Source organism: Streptomyces sp. NPDC026500, assembly GCF_055567635.1.
Genome location: NZ_JBVHQB010000019.1, coordinates 106,903 through 125,791, shown reverse-complemented (window position 1 = coordinate 125,791; position 18,889 = coordinate 106,903). Strand labels below are relative to the sequence as shown.

Annotated in this window: 12 protein-coding genes, 1 tRNA gene and 3 pseudogenes; 8 read left to right on the top strand and 8 right to left on the bottom strand. The window is 70.2% G+C overall.

Annotation, left to right across the window (positions count from 1 at the left end):
* Window positions 1-139 precede the first annotated feature (139 nt).
* Window positions 140-1,351, bottom strand: a complete 1,212-nt coding sequence (locus ACZ4N5_RS30475; protein WP_467760255.1) for a NucA/NucB deoxyribonuclease domain-containing protein — start codon at window positions 1,349-1,351, stop codon at window positions 140-142.
* Between the two features lie 51 nt (window positions 1,352-1,402).
* On the opposite strand from ACZ4N5_RS30475, the gene ACZ4N5_RS30470 reads away from it, so the two are divergent.
* Entirely contained in the window at window positions 1,403-1,567 is a 165-nt protein-coding gene (locus ACZ4N5_RS30470; RefSeq protein WP_467760254.1) for a hypothetical protein, read from the top strand.
* Between the two features lie 37 nt (window positions 1,568-1,604).
* On the opposite strand, the gene ACZ4N5_RS30465 is transcribed toward ACZ4N5_RS30470, so the two are convergent.
* Complete coding sequence (locus tag ACZ4N5_RS30465; RefSeq protein WP_467760253.1) at window positions 1,605-3,407, bottom strand: RNA polymerase sigma factor; 1,803 nt, start codon at window positions 3,405-3,407, stop codon at window positions 1,605-1,607.
* Window positions 3,408-3,598: 191 nt separating this feature from the next.
* On the opposite strand from ACZ4N5_RS30465, the gene ACZ4N5_RS30460 reads away from it, so the two are divergent.
* A complete protein-coding gene (locus ACZ4N5_RS30460; protein ID WP_467760252.1) occupies window positions 3,599-3,943 on the top strand; it encodes a hypothetical protein in 345 nt (114 codons plus the stop codon).
* Between the two features lie 545 nt (window positions 3,944-4,488).
* Here ACZ4N5_RS30460 and ACZ4N5_RS30455 read toward each other — a convergent pair.
* Window positions 4,489-4,563: transfer RNA gene (locus tag ACZ4N5_RS30455), tRNA-Met, on the bottom strand.
* A 657-nt stretch (window positions 4,564-5,220) separates the two neighbouring features.
* Here ACZ4N5_RS30455 and ACZ4N5_RS30450 point away from each other — a divergent pair.
* Both ACZ4N5_RS30450 and ACZ4N5_RS30445 read left to right on the top strand, forming a co-directional pair.
* Complete coding sequence (locus tag ACZ4N5_RS30450) at window positions 5,221-6,450, top strand: acyl-CoA dehydrogenase family protein (RefSeq protein ID WP_467760303.1); 1,230 nt, start codon at window positions 5,221-5,223, stop codon at window positions 6,448-6,450.
* 348 nt (window positions 6,451-6,798) lie between these two features.
* The gene (locus ACZ4N5_RS30445) at window positions 6,799-7,257 is read left to right on the top strand and encodes an RrF2 family transcriptional regulator (RefSeq protein ID WP_355858772.1); all 459 of its coding nucleotides are present in this window, start codon (window positions 6,799-6,801) and stop codon (window positions 7,255-7,257) included.
* Between the two features lie 22 nt (window positions 7,258-7,279).
* Here ACZ4N5_RS30445 and ACZ4N5_RS30440 read toward each other — a convergent pair whose 3' ends face one another.
* From ACZ4N5_RS30440 to ACZ4N5_RS30420, 5 genes are all read right to left on the bottom strand, one after another.
* Window positions 7,280-8,626 carry an LLM class flavin-dependent oxidoreductase gene (locus tag ACZ4N5_RS30440; protein WP_467760251.1) on the bottom strand — a complete coding sequence of 449 codons (1,347 nt, stop codon included), beginning with the start codon at window positions 8,624-8,626 and terminating at the stop codon, window positions 7,280-7,282.
* Window positions 8,627-8,659: 33 nt separating this feature from the next.
* The gene (locus tag ACZ4N5_RS30435) at window positions 8,660-9,712 is read right to left on the bottom strand and encodes an aliphatic sulfonate ABC transporter substrate-binding protein (RefSeq protein ID WP_467760250.1); all 1,053 of its coding nucleotides are present in this window, start codon (window positions 9,710-9,712) and stop codon (window positions 8,660-8,662) included.
* 99 nt (window positions 9,713-9,811) lie between these two features.
* Complete coding sequence (locus tag ACZ4N5_RS30430; RefSeq protein ID WP_467760249.1) at window positions 9,812-10,552, bottom strand: ABC transporter ATP-binding protein; 741 nt, start codon at window positions 10,550-10,552, stop codon at window positions 9,812-9,814.
* Window positions 10,549-11,439 (bottom strand): ABC transporter permease, encoded by an 891-nt coding sequence (locus ACZ4N5_RS30425; RefSeq protein WP_467760248.1) that lies wholly within the window; start codon window positions 11,437-11,439, stop codon window positions 10,549-10,551. Before ACZ4N5_RS30425 ends, ACZ4N5_RS30430 begins: the two co-directional genes overlap by 4 nt.
* Window positions 11,436-12,335 (bottom strand): TauD/TfdA dioxygenase family protein, encoded by a 900-nt coding sequence (locus ACZ4N5_RS30420; protein ID WP_467760247.1) that lies wholly within the window; start codon window positions 12,333-12,335, stop codon window positions 11,436-11,438. The genes ACZ4N5_RS30425 and ACZ4N5_RS30420 overlap by 4 nt, the downstream gene beginning before the upstream one ends.
* 910 nt (window positions 12,336-13,245) lie before the next feature.
* Here ACZ4N5_RS30420 and ACZ4N5_RS30415 point away from each other — a divergent pair.
* From ACZ4N5_RS30415 to ACZ4N5_RS30400, 4 genes and pseudogenes are all read left to right on the top strand, one after another.
* A pseudogene (locus ACZ4N5_RS30415) lies at window positions 13,246-13,940 on the top strand (GntR family transcriptional regulator); the annotation flags it as partial.
* Between the two features lie 91 nt (window positions 13,941-14,031).
* Window positions 14,032-14,565: pseudogene (locus ACZ4N5_RS30410) on the top strand (ABC transporter permease); the annotation flags it as partial.
* Complete coding sequence (locus tag ACZ4N5_RS30405) at window positions 14,549-15,316, top strand: ABC transporter ATP-binding protein (RefSeq protein WP_467760246.1); 768 nt, start codon at window positions 14,549-14,551, stop codon at window positions 15,314-15,316. The pseudogene ACZ4N5_RS30410 and the gene ACZ4N5_RS30405, both read left to right, overlap by 17 nt.
* An 11-nt stretch (window positions 15,317-15,327) precedes the next feature.
* Window positions 15,328-18,110: pseudogene (locus tag ACZ4N5_RS30400) on the top strand (fumarate reductase/succinate dehydrogenase flavoprotein subunit).
* The last annotated feature ends 779 nt before the right edge of the window (window positions 18,111-18,889 follow it).

Below are 18,889 nucleotides of genomic sequence, written 5' to 3'. Positions count from 1 at the left end.
CTCGACCGCCGGGGTGGCCGAGGCCACTCCGGCGGTCCGAAGGGTGCGGCCTGGCGCCTGTCCGGCGGGCGGATCAAGCCGGAGGAAACCTGCGGCGCCTGATCAGGCCCCGCGTCTCCGGAATGATGTCGGCCACGCCCTAGTCGCGGACCTCGACCCAGAAGGCGTCCGTCCCGTACAGGATGCGGTCGCTGAAGTAGTACCAGCGCAGCAGGCCGCCCGCGGATCGGTTCTCGCCGTTCGGAACCGCGCGGACCGAGAAGTCCCAGGTGAAGCTGCCCGCACCCTCCTCGGTGGACTGGAACGGGTACTCGTCACAGTCCTGGGTGGCCGTGTCGTACGGCGGCAGGCCGCGCCAGTCCTCGTAGGGGGGCTTGCGGTTGCAGGCGGCGTCCTTCATCGCCTCGTTGGCCTGAGCGGAGGGGCTGCCGTCGGCGACGCGGTGCAGACCCTGGTCGTCGCGGGCACCGCTGTACTTGCCGGGGATGTGCTTGGGCTCCAGCTCGATCGGATAGGTCTTCTCCGGGATGTCCTGCGCGACCCGGATGTGCCGGGCGACCGAGGTGACACGGGTGTCGCTGATGTCGTACTGGAGGTGCGGGATCACCTCGTAGTTGACACACGCCTTCGGATAGTCGACGCCGAACTGCGAGAAGTAGCCGGCGGAGTCGCAGCGGAACGTGCGGTCGGCGGTGGTGGCATCGGTGACCACATAGCCGCCGCCGGAGCCGCCGAATCGGAAGTGCCAGTGGTGGAAGAGAACTTTGTCCGTGGAGGTGGACGCCTCCTCCTCGGAGTAGATGTCCCAGTGCAGCCACTCGCGGTGGTAGTCCCACTCGTCGAAGGTGTGCTCGATACCGCTGCCGGAGGCGAAGCAGAACTCGTAGCCCTCGGAGCAGTCCGAGAGGATGAACATCTTCAGGTCCGGGGCGGTGAAGAACCGGTCCCAGAGGCTCCAGTCGTCGTATTCCACCGAGTCGTACTGGGCTTGGAGGTAGGTGCGCAGGACGCGCTGCTGACCGTTGCCGACGGCTACCGCGTGGTACTCCACGCTGTTGGTGCCCTGATACACCGGCTCACCGTCGATGATCTTGAAGTACTGGACGCCGATGCGCATCTTCCGGCACCACAGCCAGCGGTTGAGGGTCTCCCCCTGGGCGGAGGAAGCCCCGGCGCGGTCGAGGCACTGGTTGGTGTCCTGGGCCGGCGGCTCGTCACCGAGGTTGGTCGGCGGGAGGCCGAGGGCGGCGGCCTGAGCGGAGGCGACGCCGTGCCGCCGCCGCTGGCCGACTCTCTGGAAGTCTGGCTGACCCGCTGCGGCCAGGACCGGGCCGGTACGTACTACTCGCATGACGCGACGCCGCTCTGGCTTCCGCAGTGGCTGCCGGTCGGCGGGGACGGCATGGGTGGCGGCCTCTTCGTCGACCTGCGCGCCGGCGACCAGTACGGGTGCGTCGTCCGCCACGGCACCACGTCCCACGACCCGCAACCGTCCTGGCCGAACATCGAGACCCTCCTCAGCCACGTGGCGGACACGCTGGAGGAACTCGGCACGGACGGCGACTGACGGTGGTTGACGGCGAAACGGACAGGCCTCTGCCCTGCTAGGCCGTACCGCCCCACTGCGGGGTCGGCCTGCCCGGGTCCGTGGCGGTGATGGGTTTCCCGTCGGCCCAGTTGCTGTAGGTGATGCTGAAGGTGTCGACGGGCTTTTCAGCCGCGTAGCCGTCCGTCCGGGTGACTGGAATGTTCAGTGTCAACGACGTCGGCAGGTGGCGGGAGTCGGTTGCCAGGGTGAAGGTTGCCGTTCCGGACGGGGAGGTCTTGAGGTACGGGCGGTAGAAGGCTCCCACCGTCGGATCGGCGGCCAGGTCGCTCAGCGTGGCGGTGCCGTGGAGAGTTGGTCCGCCGTCCCGCTGCTTCTTCTCCGTGAACCCCGAGGCCTTCGCGATGAGGGCCGACAGGTCGGCGGGTTGCGCGAGCCACTGGGCTTCCATCGCGTTGCGGACGGAGAGGTCGGTGACCGTGCCGGTGACGGGCACGGGGACGACCTTGGTGGCCCCGTAGGCTCCGGCGCCCTTGGTAGCCGGTGTGTTGTCCGGGGTGACATACGCGCTCCGGCCGACCAGCACGATGTCCGGCGGAGTCCAGTTGTGGCCCTCGCCGTAGTCGTACAGCACATGTGTCGCGGCTCTGACCGGCTTTCGGGTCATGTCGAGCCGGCCCTGTCCGACGAAGAAGTTCGGGTCGCCCGGCGGCCTGGCGTTGATGTCGAAGGCGACCAGCCCCTGCTTGAGCATCGCGGATGTGACAGCGGATGCCGCCGCGGTCCGCTGGTCCGGAGCGGTGTCCGGCGCCGCGCCCGCGTTCAGGGCGCGGAGGGCGAGCAGGGCGAGGACGGCCGTCACAGCGACGGCCGCTCCGGTCCGGACGGCCCGCCTCCGGATCGTCCTGCCCGTGCCCGGCGCCGGCGGTCGGCCGTCCGGAGGTCCGGGAGGCGCGGGCGGCTCCTGAGGCGAACGGGTGGGTATGCCGCTGGAGTTGGAGACTTCTTGGATGGCCAGCTCGACGCGCTCGCGGAAGGCGGCGGCCAGGATGACCGGAATGGCGACCGGGGCGGCCTGCCAGATGAGCCGTTGCTGAGTGGTGCGGCACACGGAACAGTTGCCGCAGGTCCGGCAGGTGCTGTAGTGCTCGACCACGCGCTCGGCCAGGGCCGCTGTGTAGCCGGGGCCGTTCTGCCGCTCATGGTCCGCGAGCAGCTCGCCGAGCGCCGCACACCGGGTCCCGCCGTCCCGGACCAGCAGCAGGACGTGGAACCGCTTGGCCACCAGTTTGTCGAGCTTGGTGCACGCCTTGCTGACGGCGTTGGGGTCCCCGCCCTTGCGGGCCGCGATCTCCCGGCCCGTCAGGCCTCCGAGGTTCCGCAGTCGATAGAGGTCCCGCTGGTCGTCGTCGAGGCTCTCGAACACCGTTCCCAGGAGCCGATGGACCCGTTCGAGGCGGATCAGGTCGTGGCCCGCCTCGACGACGTGTTCGCGTTCCTTCAGCTCTTCGACCGCGCCGTCGGCCGTACCTGGGCGCTCCTTGCGGCCTCGCGACCAGTACTTCAGCACCCGGCGCCGGGCGACCTCGACCAGCCAGGCCTCGAGTTGGTACGGCGGTCCCAGCGATGTGTACTGGTCGAAGTAGCGGAAGGCATCGACGAACGTGTCCTGCGCGATGTCCGGCGCGTCGTCGGCGTCCACGCGGCCGGCGACGAATCGCAGGACGACGGGGCGGTGGCGCTCCGCGATCACGGCGTAGACGTCGGCCCGGGCGGCAGGGTCCGGGTACCGCGCCAAAAGGCGCAGCAGTTCCTCATCCGTCTCGCCGGCCAGCGTGTGGTCCGAAGCCCGCTCATTCATCCGGCGCCCCCGTGAGCTGCGGAAACGGCAGTCGGAGAAAGCCTGTTGAAAAAACTTGCTCGGGACGCGGGAAAAATCCGCCGGACCCGGCCTGACCCTCCGTACGGCCCCGAGCCCGAGGAGGCACCCATGTTCCGTACAGGAGGGCGTTCCACGCCCGGTCGTCCCGTCGTCGCCGGTGGGTGGTCCCGATGAGTACCTTCTCCCGTGCGCTGGCGGTATCCGCGGGAACGCCGCTCGCGATTCTGGGTGTCAGGCAGGGTTGGCGTGGACTCGTGCTCGCCGCCCTGGTGACGATCGTGGCAGGCCTCGGCCGCCAGGTCGTTGTAGCCGTGTCCCGCTGGACGCTCGCACCCGCACAGCGCCAGCAGCGCTGGCTGCTCAAACACGGCCACGTCTCGGGGCAGTTGACCGCGCGGCAGCTGGTCGAACTGACGCAGGCGACGCACGCGGCGGAGCTGTCCGCGCGTGTTGAACCAGCGCCTCCACCCGCGACTCCGCCGCCCTCGCCCGGCACAGACGCGACAGCCCCGTGACAGCGGTACGCCCCAGTCCCCATCCGCCCCTCCCCCGCCCGGGTTCCCACCCGGCGTCCCATGCTAGAGAGGACCACCTCATACCAGGGCTACTTCGACGAATCGCCCCGTGGAGCGGTCTGGCATCGTCCGGCATCTCATCGCGCGCCGACTGATTCGTGGCCGAGTTTGCCGCCACCGGTCCGAGGCCCGACCGTGCGCCCAGGTCGAGCCGCATCAGGACGCGGGGGTGGCCGGCCGGCGCCGAGGCGGTGTAGGCGGCCCGGCGCACCCGGCACCGGCGAGGTTCAACTGCGCTCCCGCCCGACGCCCCTGACCATTCGTCAGGTGAACCGGCATGCCGGTTCGGACCCAGTTCCGGCACCGCCGTGGACCGGCCAGACCATCCCATCGCCCGCGAATCGCCACGCCGCCAGGCCGCCCTCACAACAAGCTCTCGCCCCACACCAGTTGGTCTCGGAGCCCGTGGTCGAACGCATACGCACGAGCGGACGGCCACGCACTCCGGCCTCTTGCGACATGTATCGCAAGAGGCCGGATGTTCGTAGCGGGGGCGGGATTTGAACCACGCGACCTCTGGGTTATGAGCCCAGCGAGCTACCGAGCTGCTCCACCCCGCGTCGGTGTACCCAGGCTACGTCATCAAGGCGGATCGGCCCTGGGAATTACCGGAAAGGCGTCTCGCCCATGAAACGCGGGAGCGCCATGTCCGGTGACGTGGAAGAACCCCACTTCGTCCGCGGCGGCGCGGAGTTCGGCCAGGAGCGAGGCGGCCGGTGAGCCCGCCCGTGATGCTGCGCTCCCTATATTTCCTATCGATTTACTAGGAAAGTATTGACCGCCCGTCCAGCCGATGCGCAGGATGATGTACATGGCCCATACGCAGCAACGACTCGTTCGTCGTCGGCATGTCGACTTTGGTCACGTCGCCAGCGCCGCCTGCTGTCGCGTGTAGGGCACGCGGCACCCACGTCGCACTCCCCGGCACCCGCCACCTCCGCTCGTGGTGGCACCGCTGAACAGAGCTCCGCACCTCTCGCCGGCTACCTCGTGCTCGTCCCCGAAGGCGCCGATCCCACCCGGCTCTTCGCCAAGGACGTCGACACGGCCGGAGATCCGACCGGTCGCCTGCACGGACTCACCTCCCGTGCGGCACACGCGAGACGGTGCCGTCCGCACCGGGTCGTCACCGCGGGCGCGTGGGCTCCGAGTACATGCCCGACCAGCCGGCGGGCTCCAACACCGCGCCTTGCCACCACCTTGAGGAGACCACCACCATGGGCGTTGCCACCGCTCCGTCCGGAACGACCTCGGAGTCGGACCGGACCCGACCCGACCGTGCACACTGGCTGCGCGCGGCCCGCGAAACGGCGGACGACCTGGCCACGGACGCGGTAGCCAGGGAACAGGCGGGCAAGACCCCCTTCGACGAGGTGTCCCGACTGCGTGAGGCCGGACTGCTGACGCTCCTCGTACCGGCCGGGGCCGGGGGAGGCGGCGCGGACTGGCCCACGGCCTACGCCGTCGTCCGGGAGATCGCCGCCGCGGACGGTGCGATCGGTCAACTGCTGGGCTGTCACTACTTCCTGTCGTGGAGCGCCCAGTTCTTCACCGAGCCCGCCCGCGCCGTTCGGGTCGAACGGCGGTCCGCGGCCGAGCAGTTGGCCTGGGGTGGTGGTTTCGCACGCCAGGAACCGCCCCTGAGGCTGGCCAGGAAAGGCGGCGGCTTCGTGCTGGACGGGCGGCAGAGCTACGCCACCGGGGTCCTGGTCGCCGACCGCATCGCCGTGCGGGCCGAGCGGGCCGACACCGGCGAACCATTCGCCGTCGTCGTCGATCCCGCCCATCCCCGCGTGAGGATCGACGGCGACGCCGACACCTTCGGCCAGCGGCTCGCGGCCGGCGGCAGCGTGGAGTTCGACGCCGTACCGGTCTCCGCCGACAACGTTCTCGGCTCCCTGTCAGCGGACGAGGATGTCCTGTCACCCCTGACTGCCTTCGCCTCGCCGGTCGGGCGCCTCCTCTCCGTGCAGCTCCTTCTCGGCATCGCCGAGGGAGTGCTCGCCGAAGTCCGCGAATGCAGCAGGTCGGGCCACTCGCTCTGGCATCCCGCCTGGCCGGTCGGCTCTCCCCAGGACCCGCGGATGCTGACCCTCTACGGAGAACTCACCGTCCTCGCCCGCTCCGCCTCCGCACTCAGTGAGCAGGCGGTGCAAGCCGTGCACGGCGGGCTGGCACGCGGCGAAGACCTGACCTACGACGAGTACGCGGAGATCTCCGTCCTCGTGGCCATGGCCGAAGCCGCCGCTTCCAGGGCTGCGCAGGAGTCCACCACACGTGCCCTCGACATCCTCGGTGTCCGCTCCGCGTCCTCGCGGCTGGGCTTCGACCGCTTCTGGCGCAATGCGCGAACCCTCGCCCTGTACGACCCCGTCGCCCACCGGCTCCGGGACGTCGGGGACTACTTCCTCAATGGTGCGCATCCTCCGTTCGTCCTGCCTGTCTGACCGGGAGGCCGTGGAGCGCCGGATCAGAGAAAGGGCGCGCGCATGCTCCACAGGGGACCGCGCGGGCGAGGACGGCAACTCGCGGCCGCGCGAGCCGTGCCGTCGCCCATGCGCCGGCACCGAGGTGGAGCCGCAGAGACGGTCGCGGTCGGCGACCCATCGCCCCGGCGGTACCGACCCTTCACGCACCCCCGTCATCGATGGCGGCGACCCCGACCGCTGCACGCCTGCGGCCGCCCGGGCACCTCGGCACCTGGGCCGTCGGGCCCGAGACAGGGACCCGTGCCCTCCTGCCCGACGGACCGCCCGCGATGGAAACCGACCGAAGCCGTACGGGATAATGCACCCATGCGGATCTCAGCCAGGGCGGACTATGCGGTACGCGCCGCGCTGCAGCTCGCCGCGTCACGGGATGACGTGCCATTGAAGGCCGAGGCCATCGCCGACGCCCAGGACATCCCGCACAAATTCCTCGAAGGCATCCTGAACGACATGCGCCGTGGCGGACTCGTGCTCAGCCAGCGCGGCGGCAACGGCGGCTACCGCCTGGCCAAGCCCGCCGAGTCCATCAGCATCGCCGACGTCATACGCACCGTGGACGGACCACTCGTCTCGGTCCGCGGGGTCCGTCCCCCGGACCTTTCCTACACCGGCCCGGCCCAGTCCCTGCTCCCCCTGTGGATCGCGCTGCGGTCCAACGTGCGCGAGATCCTCGAGGGCGTCTCGCTCGCCGACGTCGCATCGGCCCAACTGCCTCCCGAGGTCTCCGCGTTGACCACCACCCCGGACGCCTGGGCCAACCCCTGACACTGCGCGCCCACAGCCGACCTCACAGAGCGAGCTCTTCCGGATGGAACCGGTTGGCCGGCACCGCCAGCCCGTAGTGCTCACGAAGCGTGGTGCCTTCGTACTCCTCACGGAACAGGCCCTTGCCGCGAAGGATCGGCAGGACGTGGTCGATGAAGCTTTCCAGGCCGGACGGCAGGGCCGGCGCCATGATGTTGAACCCGTCCGCGGCACCGCCCTCGAACCACGTGATGATCGCGTCCGCCACCTGTTCGGGCGTGCCGACGAACTCGAAGTGGCCACGGCCGCCGCCGAGCCGCGAGATGACCTGGCGGACCGTCAGCTTCTCACGCACGGCGAGCTCGATGATCAGGTCGGAGCGGCTCTGCGAGCCCTCCAGCTTCGGTCGCGCGAGAATGAAGTCCGGCAGCGGCTCGTCGAGTTCGAACACCGACGGCTCGGTCTCGAAGACGGCGGCCAGCTGACGCAGCCCGTAGTCCGGGACGCGCAGGTCGTCGAACTCCTTCGCCAGCGCCCGGGCCTCCGCCTCGGTCGACCCGATGTAGGGGACGATTCCCGGCAGCACGATCACGCCGTCCGGGTCACGCCCCGCGGCCCTGGTCCTGGCCTTGATGTCTGCGTAGAAGTCGGCCGCGCGCTCGTACGTCTGGTGGGCGGTGAAGATCGCCTCGGCGTGATGTGCCGCGAAGTCCTTGCCGTCCTCGGAGGAGCCGGCCTGCACGAGCAGGGGGTGACCCTGCGGCGGTCGCTCGACGTTGAGCGGGCCGGCCACCGAGAAGTGCTTGCCCCGGTGGTCGAGCCTGTGGAACCGGGCGGGGTCGGCGTAGCGCCCGGTGGTCTTGTCGGCGACGACGGCCTCGGACTCCCAGCTGTCCCACAGTGCCTTGGCGATGTGCAGGAACTCGTCGGCCCTGGCGTACCGCTCGGCGTGGTCCGGACGGTCGACGAGGCCGAAGTTGGCCGCCTCGTCGGCGCCTGCCGAGGTGACGATGTTCCAGCCGGCCCGGCCGCCGCTGACGTGGTCGACCGACGCGAGGCGACGGGCGAGGTTGTAGGGCTCGTTGTACGTCGACGACACGGTCGCGATGAGTCCGATCCTGCTGGTCGCCTGCGACAGCGCGGTCAGCAGGGTGAGCGGCTCGAGCTGGCCCGGCGGCCGGAACTCGCCCGTGCCGGTGATCGCCGGGCCGTCCGCGAGGAACAGCGAGTCGAACTTGGCGCTCTCCGCCAGTTGAGCCAGTTCGATCCAGTGCCGCAGGTCGAAGTCCGCTCGCGGGTTGCTGTGCGGGAGTCGCCATGCCGCCTCGTGGTGTCCCGCCTCCATGAGGAAGGCGTTGAGGTGGATCCGGCGTCTTTTCTGGTCGCTCACAACTGCTCTCCAGTCCGTTCGTGGTGCGCTGAATCAGCCGACCGACAGCTTCGAGCTGTCGTATCCGGCCGGCAGGAGGTTGTCGGTGATCGACGAGACGTCGACCTTCTTGGTGATCTGGCCCGCCTGCAGGAAGGCGTCGGCGAGCTTCTGCTCCGCCGCGATGTCCGGCTTCGCGACCGGGGTCACCCGCGTCTCGAAGGCCTTCAGGGACACCTTGGCGTCCTCCAGGGGGATGCCCTCCTCCTTGGAGATCGCCTCCGCGTACTTGTCCTCGTGCTTGATCGCCCACGCGAACTCGTGGGCGAGGCGCTGCAGGACATCGGTGAGAGCCGCTCGCTTGGTCCTGTCGCTCAGCGAACTCTCGCTCGCGACGTAGTAGCTGCTCGTCTGGTCGATCGGCGGGAGACCCTTCGCCAGGATCCGCGCACCGTTCTTGACGGCGATCGCCGACTGCGGGTTCCAGATCGACCAGGCGTCCACCTTGCCGGTGTTGAACGCCGTGGCGCCGGCCGCCGGGTCGAGGAAGGCCAGGTTCACGTCCTTGGGGGTGAGGCCCACGCTGTTCAGCGCGTTCAGGGCCAGACCGTGAGCCGAACTGCCCTGCGGCACAGCTATCTTCTTGCCCTTGAGGTCCGCGAGCGTCTTCAGCGTCGAGCCCTTCGGCACGATGATGTTCTCGTTCGCCTGGGTGGGCCTGAGGGAACGGTTGACGGCGACGACCTTGAAGCCGTACTCCTTCGCGGCGCCGGTGATCGGAGGCACGTCACCGACGCTGCCCAGGTCGATGTCACCCGACGCGGCCGCCTGCACGAGCGGCGGGCCGTAGGTGAAGCGGGCGAACTTCACCTTGTACGACGCGTTGTCGAACACGCCGGTGATCTTCGCCAGTTCCTGGCTGCCGTCACCGCCGTTGTCACCGATGGTGAAGGTGTACTTCGCCCACTCGGGGTGGCTGCCGGCGCCCGATCCGCTGGAACTGCTCAGGGGCGCGGCGGCCTCCGACGTCGATGCGCAGGCGACGAGGGTGCCCCCCAGGGCGAGCAGGCCGACGGCTGCGACGATTCGGGAGCTTCTTCTGGACATGGTCTCTCACGTGCTTTCTGTGCTGGGGCGGGAGAAGTCGGTGGGTGTGCTGGAAGAAGTCGGGGGGTGGAGAGGGAAGTCAGTAGGTGTCGGAAGAGTTCAGTGCTGGTTGGCCAGGCCGAGGTCTTCCAGGAGCGCGGAACGCAGCTCCTCGCGAGCGATGCTCGCCTCGCGGTCCGCGGCCGAGAGCTCGACACGGTGCGAGGTGCCGATGCGTCCGTCGCTCATGACGACGACGCGGTCGGCCAGCGCGATCGCCTCGTCGACGTCGTGGGTGACGAGCAGCATGGCCGCGTAGTGCTTGCTGCGCAGAGCCCGGACGAGGTCGTGCATGCGCAGCCGCGTGATCGCGTCGAGCGCGGCGAACGGTTCGTCGAGCAGCACGAGTTCGGGCTCCGAGACCAGTGCCCGCGCCAGTGACACCCGTTGGGCCTCGCCGCCGGAGAGCTCCTTGGGCCATGCCCTCTCGCGGCCCGAGAGTCCGACCTCGTCGAGCACGTCGAGGGCCCGCTGATCGGCGTCCGGTCCGTGCAGACCGAGGGTGACATTGCGCAGCACCCGCTGCCACGGCAGCAGACGGTCGGCCTGGAACACGACCGCGCGCTTCGCCGGGACCTCCACCCGCCCGCCGTCGGGCCGGTCGAGACCGGCCAGCAACCTGAGGAGGGTGCTCTTGCCGCAGCCGGAGGGGCCCAGCAGGACCACCAGCTCCTCATCGGCGATGGTGAGGTCCAGTCGGTCGAGGACGACCCGGTCCCCGAACCGGCGGACGACATTCTCGACGACGGCGCCGGTCTGCCGACGGGGCCGTGTGCCGTGGGGAGAAACCGTGGTGCTCATGCCGCCTCATAACTGGGGCGCCACCGCAGCAGCACCCGCTCGAGAACCCGGACGAACTGGTCGGCGAGCAGACCGAGGAGCGAGTAGATGACCAGCCCCACGAAGACCTGGCCGGTCTGCAGGTAGGTCTGCCCTTGAGTGATGAGGAAGCCGAGCCCTTTGTCTGCGTTGACCGTCTCGGCGGCGACGAGTCCCAGAACGCTGTACGCGAGGGAGAAGCGGAGGCCGACCAGGAACCCCGGCAGGGCACCCGGCACCAGGACCCGCGTCACCAGGCGCCAGGTGCCCGCGCCCGTCGTCCGCGCCATCTCGATCAGCCGCTGGTCGACACCCCGGATCGCGGCGAACAGGTTGAGATACATCGGGACGCCCGCACCGAACGAGATCAACAGCACCTTCGTGAGCTCGTCGATGCCGAACCACACGATCATCAGCGGCAGCACCGCCAGCAGCGGGATAGTGTTCAGCACCTGCACGACACCGTTGAACAGATACTCGCCGCTGCGCAGCAGCCCGCCGAGCACCCCGCTGACGATGCCCACCGTCAGACCGATCGTGAGTCCGATGCCGGCCCGTTGCAGCGAGATGGCCAAGTCCGGTCCGAGGAGGCCCTGTTGCCACAGGTCGACGGCCGAATTGACGATAGAGGTCGGTGCCGGAGCATAGGTCTTCTTCAGCACTCCGGCCCTGGCCAGGATTTCCCAGGCGATGATGATCACGACCGGGGTCGTGTAGATCCCCAGTGGCCAGCGCAGCCGCTCGCGGAGTGTGCGGAGCGGGGTCTGGCGGCGGGCGTCACGCGGCAGGAAGACCTCGCGTCCCCGGGCGCTCGTCGGCTCGGCAGCCGCCGGGACGACGGCCGGCCTCTCGAGGCTGAGCTCGGTCATCGGACAGCCACCTCCAGCACTTTGCTGTAGTGCGAGGCGTCACCGAGGAGTTGCTCGCTGCGCCGCCCGTCGACACCGACCGGCACGTCCCCCGCGACCGTCACACGGTTGAGGCGACGCGGGTGGTCGTCGTAGTTGTCCACCCCGTAGTGCTGGGTGATCCTGTTGTCGAAGATCAGCAGTTGGTCGGGGGCCCAGGTCCAGCGCAGGATGTTCTCAGGGCGGGTCACGTACGACTGGAGGATGCGCAGCAGATCGGCCGACTCGGCTCCCGACAGGCCGACGATCCGCTTGGCGAACCCGCCGATGAACAGGCCGCGTTCGCCCGTCAGCGGATGCACCCGCACGACAGGGTGCTCGGTCTCGTACGGCGTCGCGACGAAGACCCGGTCGTACTCCTCGCGCAGCTCCGACGCGGCCGAAGGGCGCGCGTAGTCGTACTGGTTGGTGTGTACGACGCGCAGCGAGTCCGCGAGGGCGCGGAGTGGTTCGGGCAGGTCGCGATAGGCGGCGGCCGCGTTCGCGATGAGCGTCTCACCGCCGTACGGCGTGGTCACGATCGACCGGAGCGTGGTGAGCTGCGGCGGGTTGACCACGAAGGTGACGTCCGTGTGCCATTCGTTGGCCTTGGACGTCTCGCTGTCGACGGCGAGCACGTTCGTGGTGCCGTCGGCGGCCGGCACGTTCGGGTGCGCGGTGGTGAGCTCGCCGAACCACCCGGCAACGCGCTCCTGGCCGGCGTTGTCGAGGTGCACCTGGTCGAACACGATCGCCTTGTGCTCGTCGAGGGCGTGTCGGAGCGTCGTGATCGTCGAGCGATCGGGGGGCGCCGTGAGGTCGACGCCCTCGACGACCGCGCCGATGCGGCCCGTGAGTTTGCGGATGGATGGAGGCATGAGGGGGTCCCTCTCGAGGATTGGCGCACTGTCGGGCGCTGAGAGTCGGAGTGGGTGATGGCGGCGACGAACGGCTACGAAACCCGTATGTGGTCCCCGCTCGCGGTGCGAGGGCCTCGACGACTGGGCAGGAGGTACCGCACGAAGGTCAGGCTGTGTGGTGGAGGTCGTGCCGCCACGCCGCCCGGCGCACACCGTCCGGGGTGGCGTGCTGAAGTCCCCCCGGGCCCACGTCACTTGCAGGGCGTGCCCTTGGCCCACAGCCGAGGGCGCATCCCCTCGCCGCCCTCGCGTTGTGCCGCACCCGCTTCCCCCCAGAGGGAGAACAGGAGCGCGGAGAGGACCGAGAGAAGAAGGCAGTCATGCGGGCGGAACCGCATTCCTTCGGGAGACACCGCCGAGGCGGCTACGCACCGCACCTGCCGGAGTTACGCCTTCGGCGCACACCGGACGCTGCCGAGGACCGCTTCGCGGATCAGCGACACACGTTGGGGATCAACGACAACAGAACGCGCTGGAGACGTGCGCCAGGTCGATGTGGCGCCTCCGGGTCAATTCCACGCGCGGTGTCATGGAACGTGAGTTGAGCAGACGTCCACGCCGTCGGTCAACAAGTTCCGGGCAGGTCTCACATTGCGGAAACATCGAATCCGCCCCTCCCTGGAGAGCGGAGCCACGGACGGTGCCACACGGCGGCCGGACCCCCGATCCGGCGTGGCGACGTCGGGACCGACTGCGCAGCAGATCGCGCTCCGCAGCGTCCGGCACCCCTCCACCGAACCGGCAGCGGCTGGCACAACTCCCCGTCGGCGGCCGGAAACCCCAGGTCAGCGACGCATTCGGTCAGGCATCAGGTGGCGCAATATTCCAGTAACACGACTATCCCTATCGGATCGATAGGGTTCGACCCATGCCTCCCACCGACCGCATCCGAGACCACGCCGGCCAGGGCGCGACCACCGTCGCCGCCCACCGCGCGCGGCGCCGGCTGCGCACCGACCGGGCCCGGCAGCTCGCCGATCTCCTCCGCCACCAACTCCTCACCGGCGGCTTCCCCACGGGCACGTTGCCTCACGAGTCGATCCTCGCCGGCGACTACCGGGCCTCCCGCAACACCGTCCGCCAGGCCCTCGACCTCCTGCGCGCCGAAGGCCTCGTCGAACGCCAGCCCGGCGTCGGCACCGTGGTCGTCGCCCAGAAGTATCCCCACGGCCTCGACCGCCTGATGGGTCTCGCCGAGACCCTCCATGAACACGGCCGGGTCACCAACGAGGTCCGCACGGTGGGCCCCGCCCCCGCGCCCGCCCCGGTCGCCGAACGCCTCCACGTCCCGCCCGGCACGGACGTCCTCTACGTCGAACGCCTGCGCCGCCTGAACGGCCTGCCCCTCTCTCTCGACCTGACCTACATCCCCTCGACGTCGGCACCGCCCTGCTCGGCGCCGACCTGGAGAACACCGACGTCTTCCGCCTCCTGGAAACCATCACCGGCCAACCCCTCGGTCAGGCCGAGATCACCCTGGAGGCGGTCACCGCGGACGCCCACTCCGCCGCCGTACTCGAAGCCCCGCGCGGCGCGGCCGTCCTCATGCTGGAACGGCTCACGCATCTCGCCGACGGCCGCCCGGTCGACCTGGAGTTCATCCGGTTCCGCGGCGACCGCATCACGATGAGCGGCCTCCTGCACCGCTCCCTCTGTGGCGATCCTCCTCCTGCCCTCCGACGAACAGGGCATCGTCTTCATCACCTTCACCGCAGCCTTCTTCCCGGTCCTGGTCTCCACCCGGCACGCCGTCCGCGCGCTGACTCCCGTATGGGAAGAGGCGGTGCTCACCATGGGCGGTGGCCGCCTGCGGATCCTCGCCTCGGTCGTCCTGCCCGGCGCGCTGCCCGGCATCTTCGGCGGCCTGTCGGTCGGCCTCGGCGTCTCGTGGATCTGTGTCATCTCCGCCGAGATGATCTCCGGCCAGTACGGCGTCGGCTACCGCACCTGGCAGGACTACACGATCGTCAACTATCCGGGTGTGTTCGTCGGGATGGTCACGATCGGTGTCCTGGGCTGGGTCACGTCCACGGCCGTGGAGGTCCTGGGCCGTCGCCTGACCCGCTGGCTGCCGCGTACGTCGTACGTGCCCGGCGCGCAGATCCCGCGTCGGGCCCGCAGCGCCACCACCCCCGTACCGATAGCACCCAGGACCGAGAAGGACGTGCCCCATGACCAGCTCGTCTGACGTCCGTTCACCGTCGCGCACCGGGGCGGCCCTCGCCTTGCGTGACGCCACCCTCGGCCGCCCGGGAGCGCCGGTGCTGGACGGGGTGGACCTCGACGTGGCCCCCGGCGAGATCCTCACCGTCGTCGGCCCCTCCGGCTGCGGCAAGTCGACACTGTTGCGCACCCTGGCGGGACTGCTGTCACCGCTCGCCGGAGAAGTCACCCAGGACACACGCCTGCTGACCGGTCCCTCCGCGGACCGCGCCCTGATTTTCCAGGAGGACGCCCTCCTGCCCTGGCGCACCCTGCGCGGGAACGTCGAACTACCCCTCGCCATAAGGGGGTTGCCGCGCGCCGAACGCCGCGCCCAGGCCGAGTCCTGGCTCACCCGGGTCGGACTCGCCGAGCAGTCCCGACAACTGCCGCACCGCGTCTCCGGCGGCCAGCGCCAGCGGGCGCAACTGGCCCGCGCCCTGGCGCCGGCGCCGCGCGCCGTCCTCATGGACGAGCCCTTCGGCGCCCTCGACGCCCAGACCCGCGCCGGTATGCAGGATCTGCTGGTGGAGGTGTTGCGCGGCACGGGCGCGACCGTCGTGTTCGTCACCCACGACGTCGACGAGGCCCTGTTCCTCGGCGACCGGGTGGCACTGCTCGGCGCCGGCCGGCTCGCCGCGCTGCACGACGTGCCTCACCCCCGCGACCGCGCGGCGCACGACGACCCGGCGCGCGTGGCGCTGCGACGCGAAGTCCTCTCCTCGCTCGGTACCTGAAAGGCACTACGGTGACCACCCCCGTGAACACCCCCCTGGAGATCCCCGCCCTCGGTGACGCCGAGGAACTGAGCTGCGACGTCCTCGTCATCGGGGGCGGCACCGCCGGCACCATGGCGGCGCTGACGGCCGCCGAACACGGCGCGGACGTGATCCTGCTGGAGAAGGCTCACGTCCGCCACTCCGGCGCCCTCGCCATGGGCATGGACGGCGTCAACAACGCGGTCATCCCGGGCCGCGCCGAACCCGACGACTAGGTCGCCGAGATCACCCGCGCCAACGACGGCATCGTCGACCAGTCCACGGTCCGCCAGACCGCGACCCGCGGCTTCGCCATGGTGCGGCGCCTCGAGTCGTACGGGGTGAAGTTCGAGAAGGACGAGCACGGCGAGTACGCGGTCCGCCAGGTGCACCGCTCCGGCTCCTACGTGCTGCCCATGCCGGAGGGCAAGGATGTCAAGAAGGTCCTGTACCGGCAGCTGCGACGGCGTGAGATGCGGGAGCGGATCCGCATCGAGAACCGGGTGATGCCGGTGCGCGTGCTGACGGCGCGGGGGCAAGCCGTGGGGGCGGCCGGATTCAACACCCGTACGGGGCGGTTCGTCACCGTCCGCGCGGGCGCCGTGATCCTGGCGACCGGCGCCTGCGGCCGACTGGGCCTGCCCGCCTCCGGCTACCTGTACGGCACGTACGAGAACCCGACCAACGCGGGCGACGGCTACGCCATGGCGTACCACGCGGGCGCCGAACTCACCGGCATCGAGTGCTTCCAGATCAACCCGCTGATCAAGGACTACAACGGCCCGGCCTGCGCGTACGTGGCGAACCCCTTCGGCGGTTACCAGGTCAACCGGCACGGGGAGCGCTTCGTCGACTCCGACTACTGGTCCGGGCAGATGATGGCCGAGTTCGCTGCGGAGGTGGCGTCCGACCGCGGCCCGGTGTACCTGAAACTGAGCCACCTCCCGGAGGAGTCGGTCGCGGCCCTGGAGTCGATCCTCCACTCGACCGAGCGCCCGACCCGGGGCACGTTCCACTCCGGTCGCGGCCACGACTACCGCACGCACGACGTCGAGATGCACATCTCCGAAATCGGTCTGTGCGGCGGCCATTCGGCCTCGGGAGTACGGGTGGACGACCACGCACGTACGACCGTCCCGCGTCTGTACGCCGCCGGTGACCTGGCCTGCGTACCGCACAACTACATGATCGGCGCGTTCGTGTTCGGCAACCTGGCGGGCGCCGACGCGGCCCAGTACACGGCGTACGAGGGCGAATTGCCTTCCGGCCAACTGCGCGAGGCGCACGAGCTGATCTACCGCCCCCTGCACCACCCGGACGGTCCGCCGCAGCCCCAGGTCGAGTACAAGCTGCGCCGCTTCGTGAACGACTACGTGGCCCCGCCGAAGTCCGGCGCCCGGCTGCCACTCGCCCTGGAGGCGTTCGAGCGGATGCGCGCGGACATCGCCGCGATGGGCGCCCGCACCCCGCACGAGCTGATGCGCTGTGCCGAGGTCACCTTCATCCGCGACTGCGCGGAGATGGCGGCGCGGGCGTCCCTGTCGCGCACGGAGTCCCGCTGGGGCCTCTACCACGACCGCCTCGACCACCCGCGGCGCGACGACACGTCCTGGTTCCACCACCTGGACCTGTACAAGTCCCCGTCCGGAACCATGGAGTTCAGCACCCGCCCGGTGGCTCCGTATCTCGTTCCGGTCGACGGATTCACCCCGGTCGGCGGCCCCTCCCGTCATCTCGGTGAGGTCCACCCGCAGCAGGTGGCGACGGCGGGGGCCCGGGAAGCGGCGCCGGTGACCATGCCACACGAGCCGTCACCGAGCGGCACGACCGCCCACCGCGGTGCCACCACCGACGCGCCGACCACACCACGCCTGCTCCAGCTCCTGGCGCTCGCGGAGGAGGAACCCGAACTCTGCGCCATCGTGCCCTACTTGGCCGATGCCGATCCCACCGTCCGACGGACGGCCGTCACCGTCCTGACGGAGACCGTGCCGCCCGGCACCGGGCCTGCCCTCACCGCGGCACTCGTCGACACCGACGCAGGTGTACGCGAGGCCGCGGCCGGCTCACTGCGTGAACTCGTCGAGACGCTGCCGCCCGAACAGGCCCTGCGCGACGGCCTCGCCGCAGCCCTGTCCGGAGACGACCCCGTCGTGCGTGCCGCCGCACTGGACGTGCTGCGTGCCCTGCGCCTCGGCGACGCCGAACTGTTCGCCGATTCCCTGTCGGACTCCAGCGTTGCCGTCCGCATCGAGGCGGTGCGTGCGCTCGTGTCGGTCGACGCCACCAGAGCGGTGGCCCGCGCGGCCGCAGACCCGTCCCGCGAGGTCCGCGTCACGATCGCCAAGGCACTGGGCACCACCGTGGCGGGGCGGCTGGGCGACACGAGGCCGACGGGCCCCGGGCCAGGCCCGGTCCACTCGGCCCTGGCCGAGCTCATCGACGACATGGACGCCCTGGTGCGTGCGGCCGCCTACGAGGCACTGGGCGCCACAGGCTGCCCGCCACCGCTGGACGCCCGCGCCGTGGCCGCACTGTCCGACGCGGCCTGGCAGGTCCGGGTCGGCTCCGCCACAGCCCTGTCGGCCGCGGACCCCGGCCTGGCCATCCCTGCCCTTGCCAAGGCCCTCGCCGACCCCAACGCCGACGTACGCAAGGCCGCCGTACTCGCGTTGACCCGCACCGTGCCGCCGAGGACGCCCGTGCGGCCCTGGCCACGGCGACGGCGGACTCGGACGCGGATGTGCGGGCCTACGCGGCGCGAGCGCTGTGACGGCGTCCTGCGCCTCCTGTGGAAGGCCGGGAGGGCGGGGTCGCGGCCTTGAACCCCCTCCGATGTACTCCGCACGCGCGACCTGCCACTACAGGCAACGAGGCGACGTCGCACCCCGGGCGGCGCGGGGAGTCGGTCGGCAGGCACTCCGCGCGGGCGGATCGGCCCGCTCTCGCGCCCGACAAGCCCCGGTTGTGGACCCCCTTCACCCACATCGGGCCGTAGCGACCCGCGATACGGATCACTGTCCTGCCACCCTCGGGAGAAGACCCCATGCCTGATGGATCGCCTGAGCCGCAGCCCGACCCGGGAGCAGGCCGCGAACCGCAACCGCCCGCCGTTCTCCTCTCCGCGGATCCCCGCGAGCCGGGCAACGAGGATGGGGACGAGCCGAGGCGCGCGGCGCCGACGACGTCATAGGCAAGGTCGCTGGCCAACCGGTGCGACCCCGATGTGCACGGGGACTCCGAGTGCTGCCTGCGCCCATGTCCGGACGCCCAGGGCCCGTTCGTACGGCAGGCGATGCCTGGTCGGGCGCCGACCAGGCGACCAGGTCGGGATCGACGGGTGCCCTTCGGTACGGGCATTCTGCGCAGCAGGACCTCAGGCGTCCTTGGAGCCACCACGACGGCCGGCCACTCGCCGTCGTGACCGTGGAAGATCGCGAAGGCACCCGGCCATGACTCCACCGTCAGGACTCCACCGTTGGGAGGCACACCGTTCGGGTGCAGTCGAGGCCACGGCGAGACAGCGGCGCGATGCCGGGTAGCCGTTGTACA

Bases quoted from the DNA above. Each gene is read 5' to 3' on its own strand.
- ACZ4N5_RS30475 (WP_467760255.1), bottom strand. From the start codon at position 1,351: ATGCGAGTAGTACGTACCGGCCCGGTCCTGGCCGCAGCGGGTCAGCCA.
- ACZ4N5_RS30470 (WP_467760254.1), top strand. From the start codon at position 1,403: ATGGGTGGCGGCCTCTTCGTCGACCTGCGCGCCGGCGACCAGTACGGG.
- ACZ4N5_RS30465 (WP_467760253.1), bottom strand. From the start codon at position 3,407: ATGAATGAGCGGGCTTCGGACCACACGCTGGCCGGCGAGACGGATGAG.
- ACZ4N5_RS30460 (WP_467760252.1), top strand. From the start codon at position 3,599: ATGAGTACCTTCTCCCGTGCGCTGGCGGTATCCGCGGGAACGCCGCTC.
- ACZ4N5_RS30450 (WP_467760303.1), top strand. From the start codon at position 5,221: ATGGGCGTTGCCACCGCTCCGTCCGGAACGACCTCGGAGTCGGACCGG.
- ACZ4N5_RS30445 (WP_355858772.1), top strand. From the start codon at position 6,799: ATGCGGATCTCAGCCAGGGCGGACTATGCGGTACGCGCCGCGCTGCAG.
- ACZ4N5_RS30435 (WP_467760250.1), bottom strand. From the start codon at position 9,712: ATGTCCAGAAGAAGCTCCCGAATCGTCGCAGCCGTCGGCCTGCTCGCC.
- ACZ4N5_RS30430 (WP_467760249.1), bottom strand. From the start codon at position 10,552: ATGAGCACCACGGTTTCTCCCCACGGCACACGGCCCCGTCGGCAGACC.
- ACZ4N5_RS30425 (WP_467760248.1), bottom strand. From the start codon at position 11,439: ATGACCGAGCTCAGCCTCGAGAGGCCGGCCGTCGTCCCGGCGGCTGCC.
- ACZ4N5_RS30420 (WP_467760247.1), bottom strand. From the start codon at position 12,335: ATGCCTCCATCCATCCGCAAACTCACGGGCCGCATCGGCGCGGTCGTC.
- ACZ4N5_RS30405 (WP_467760246.1), top strand. From the start codon at position 14,549: ATGACCAGCTCGTCTGACGTCCGTTCACCGTCGCGCACCGGGGCGGCC.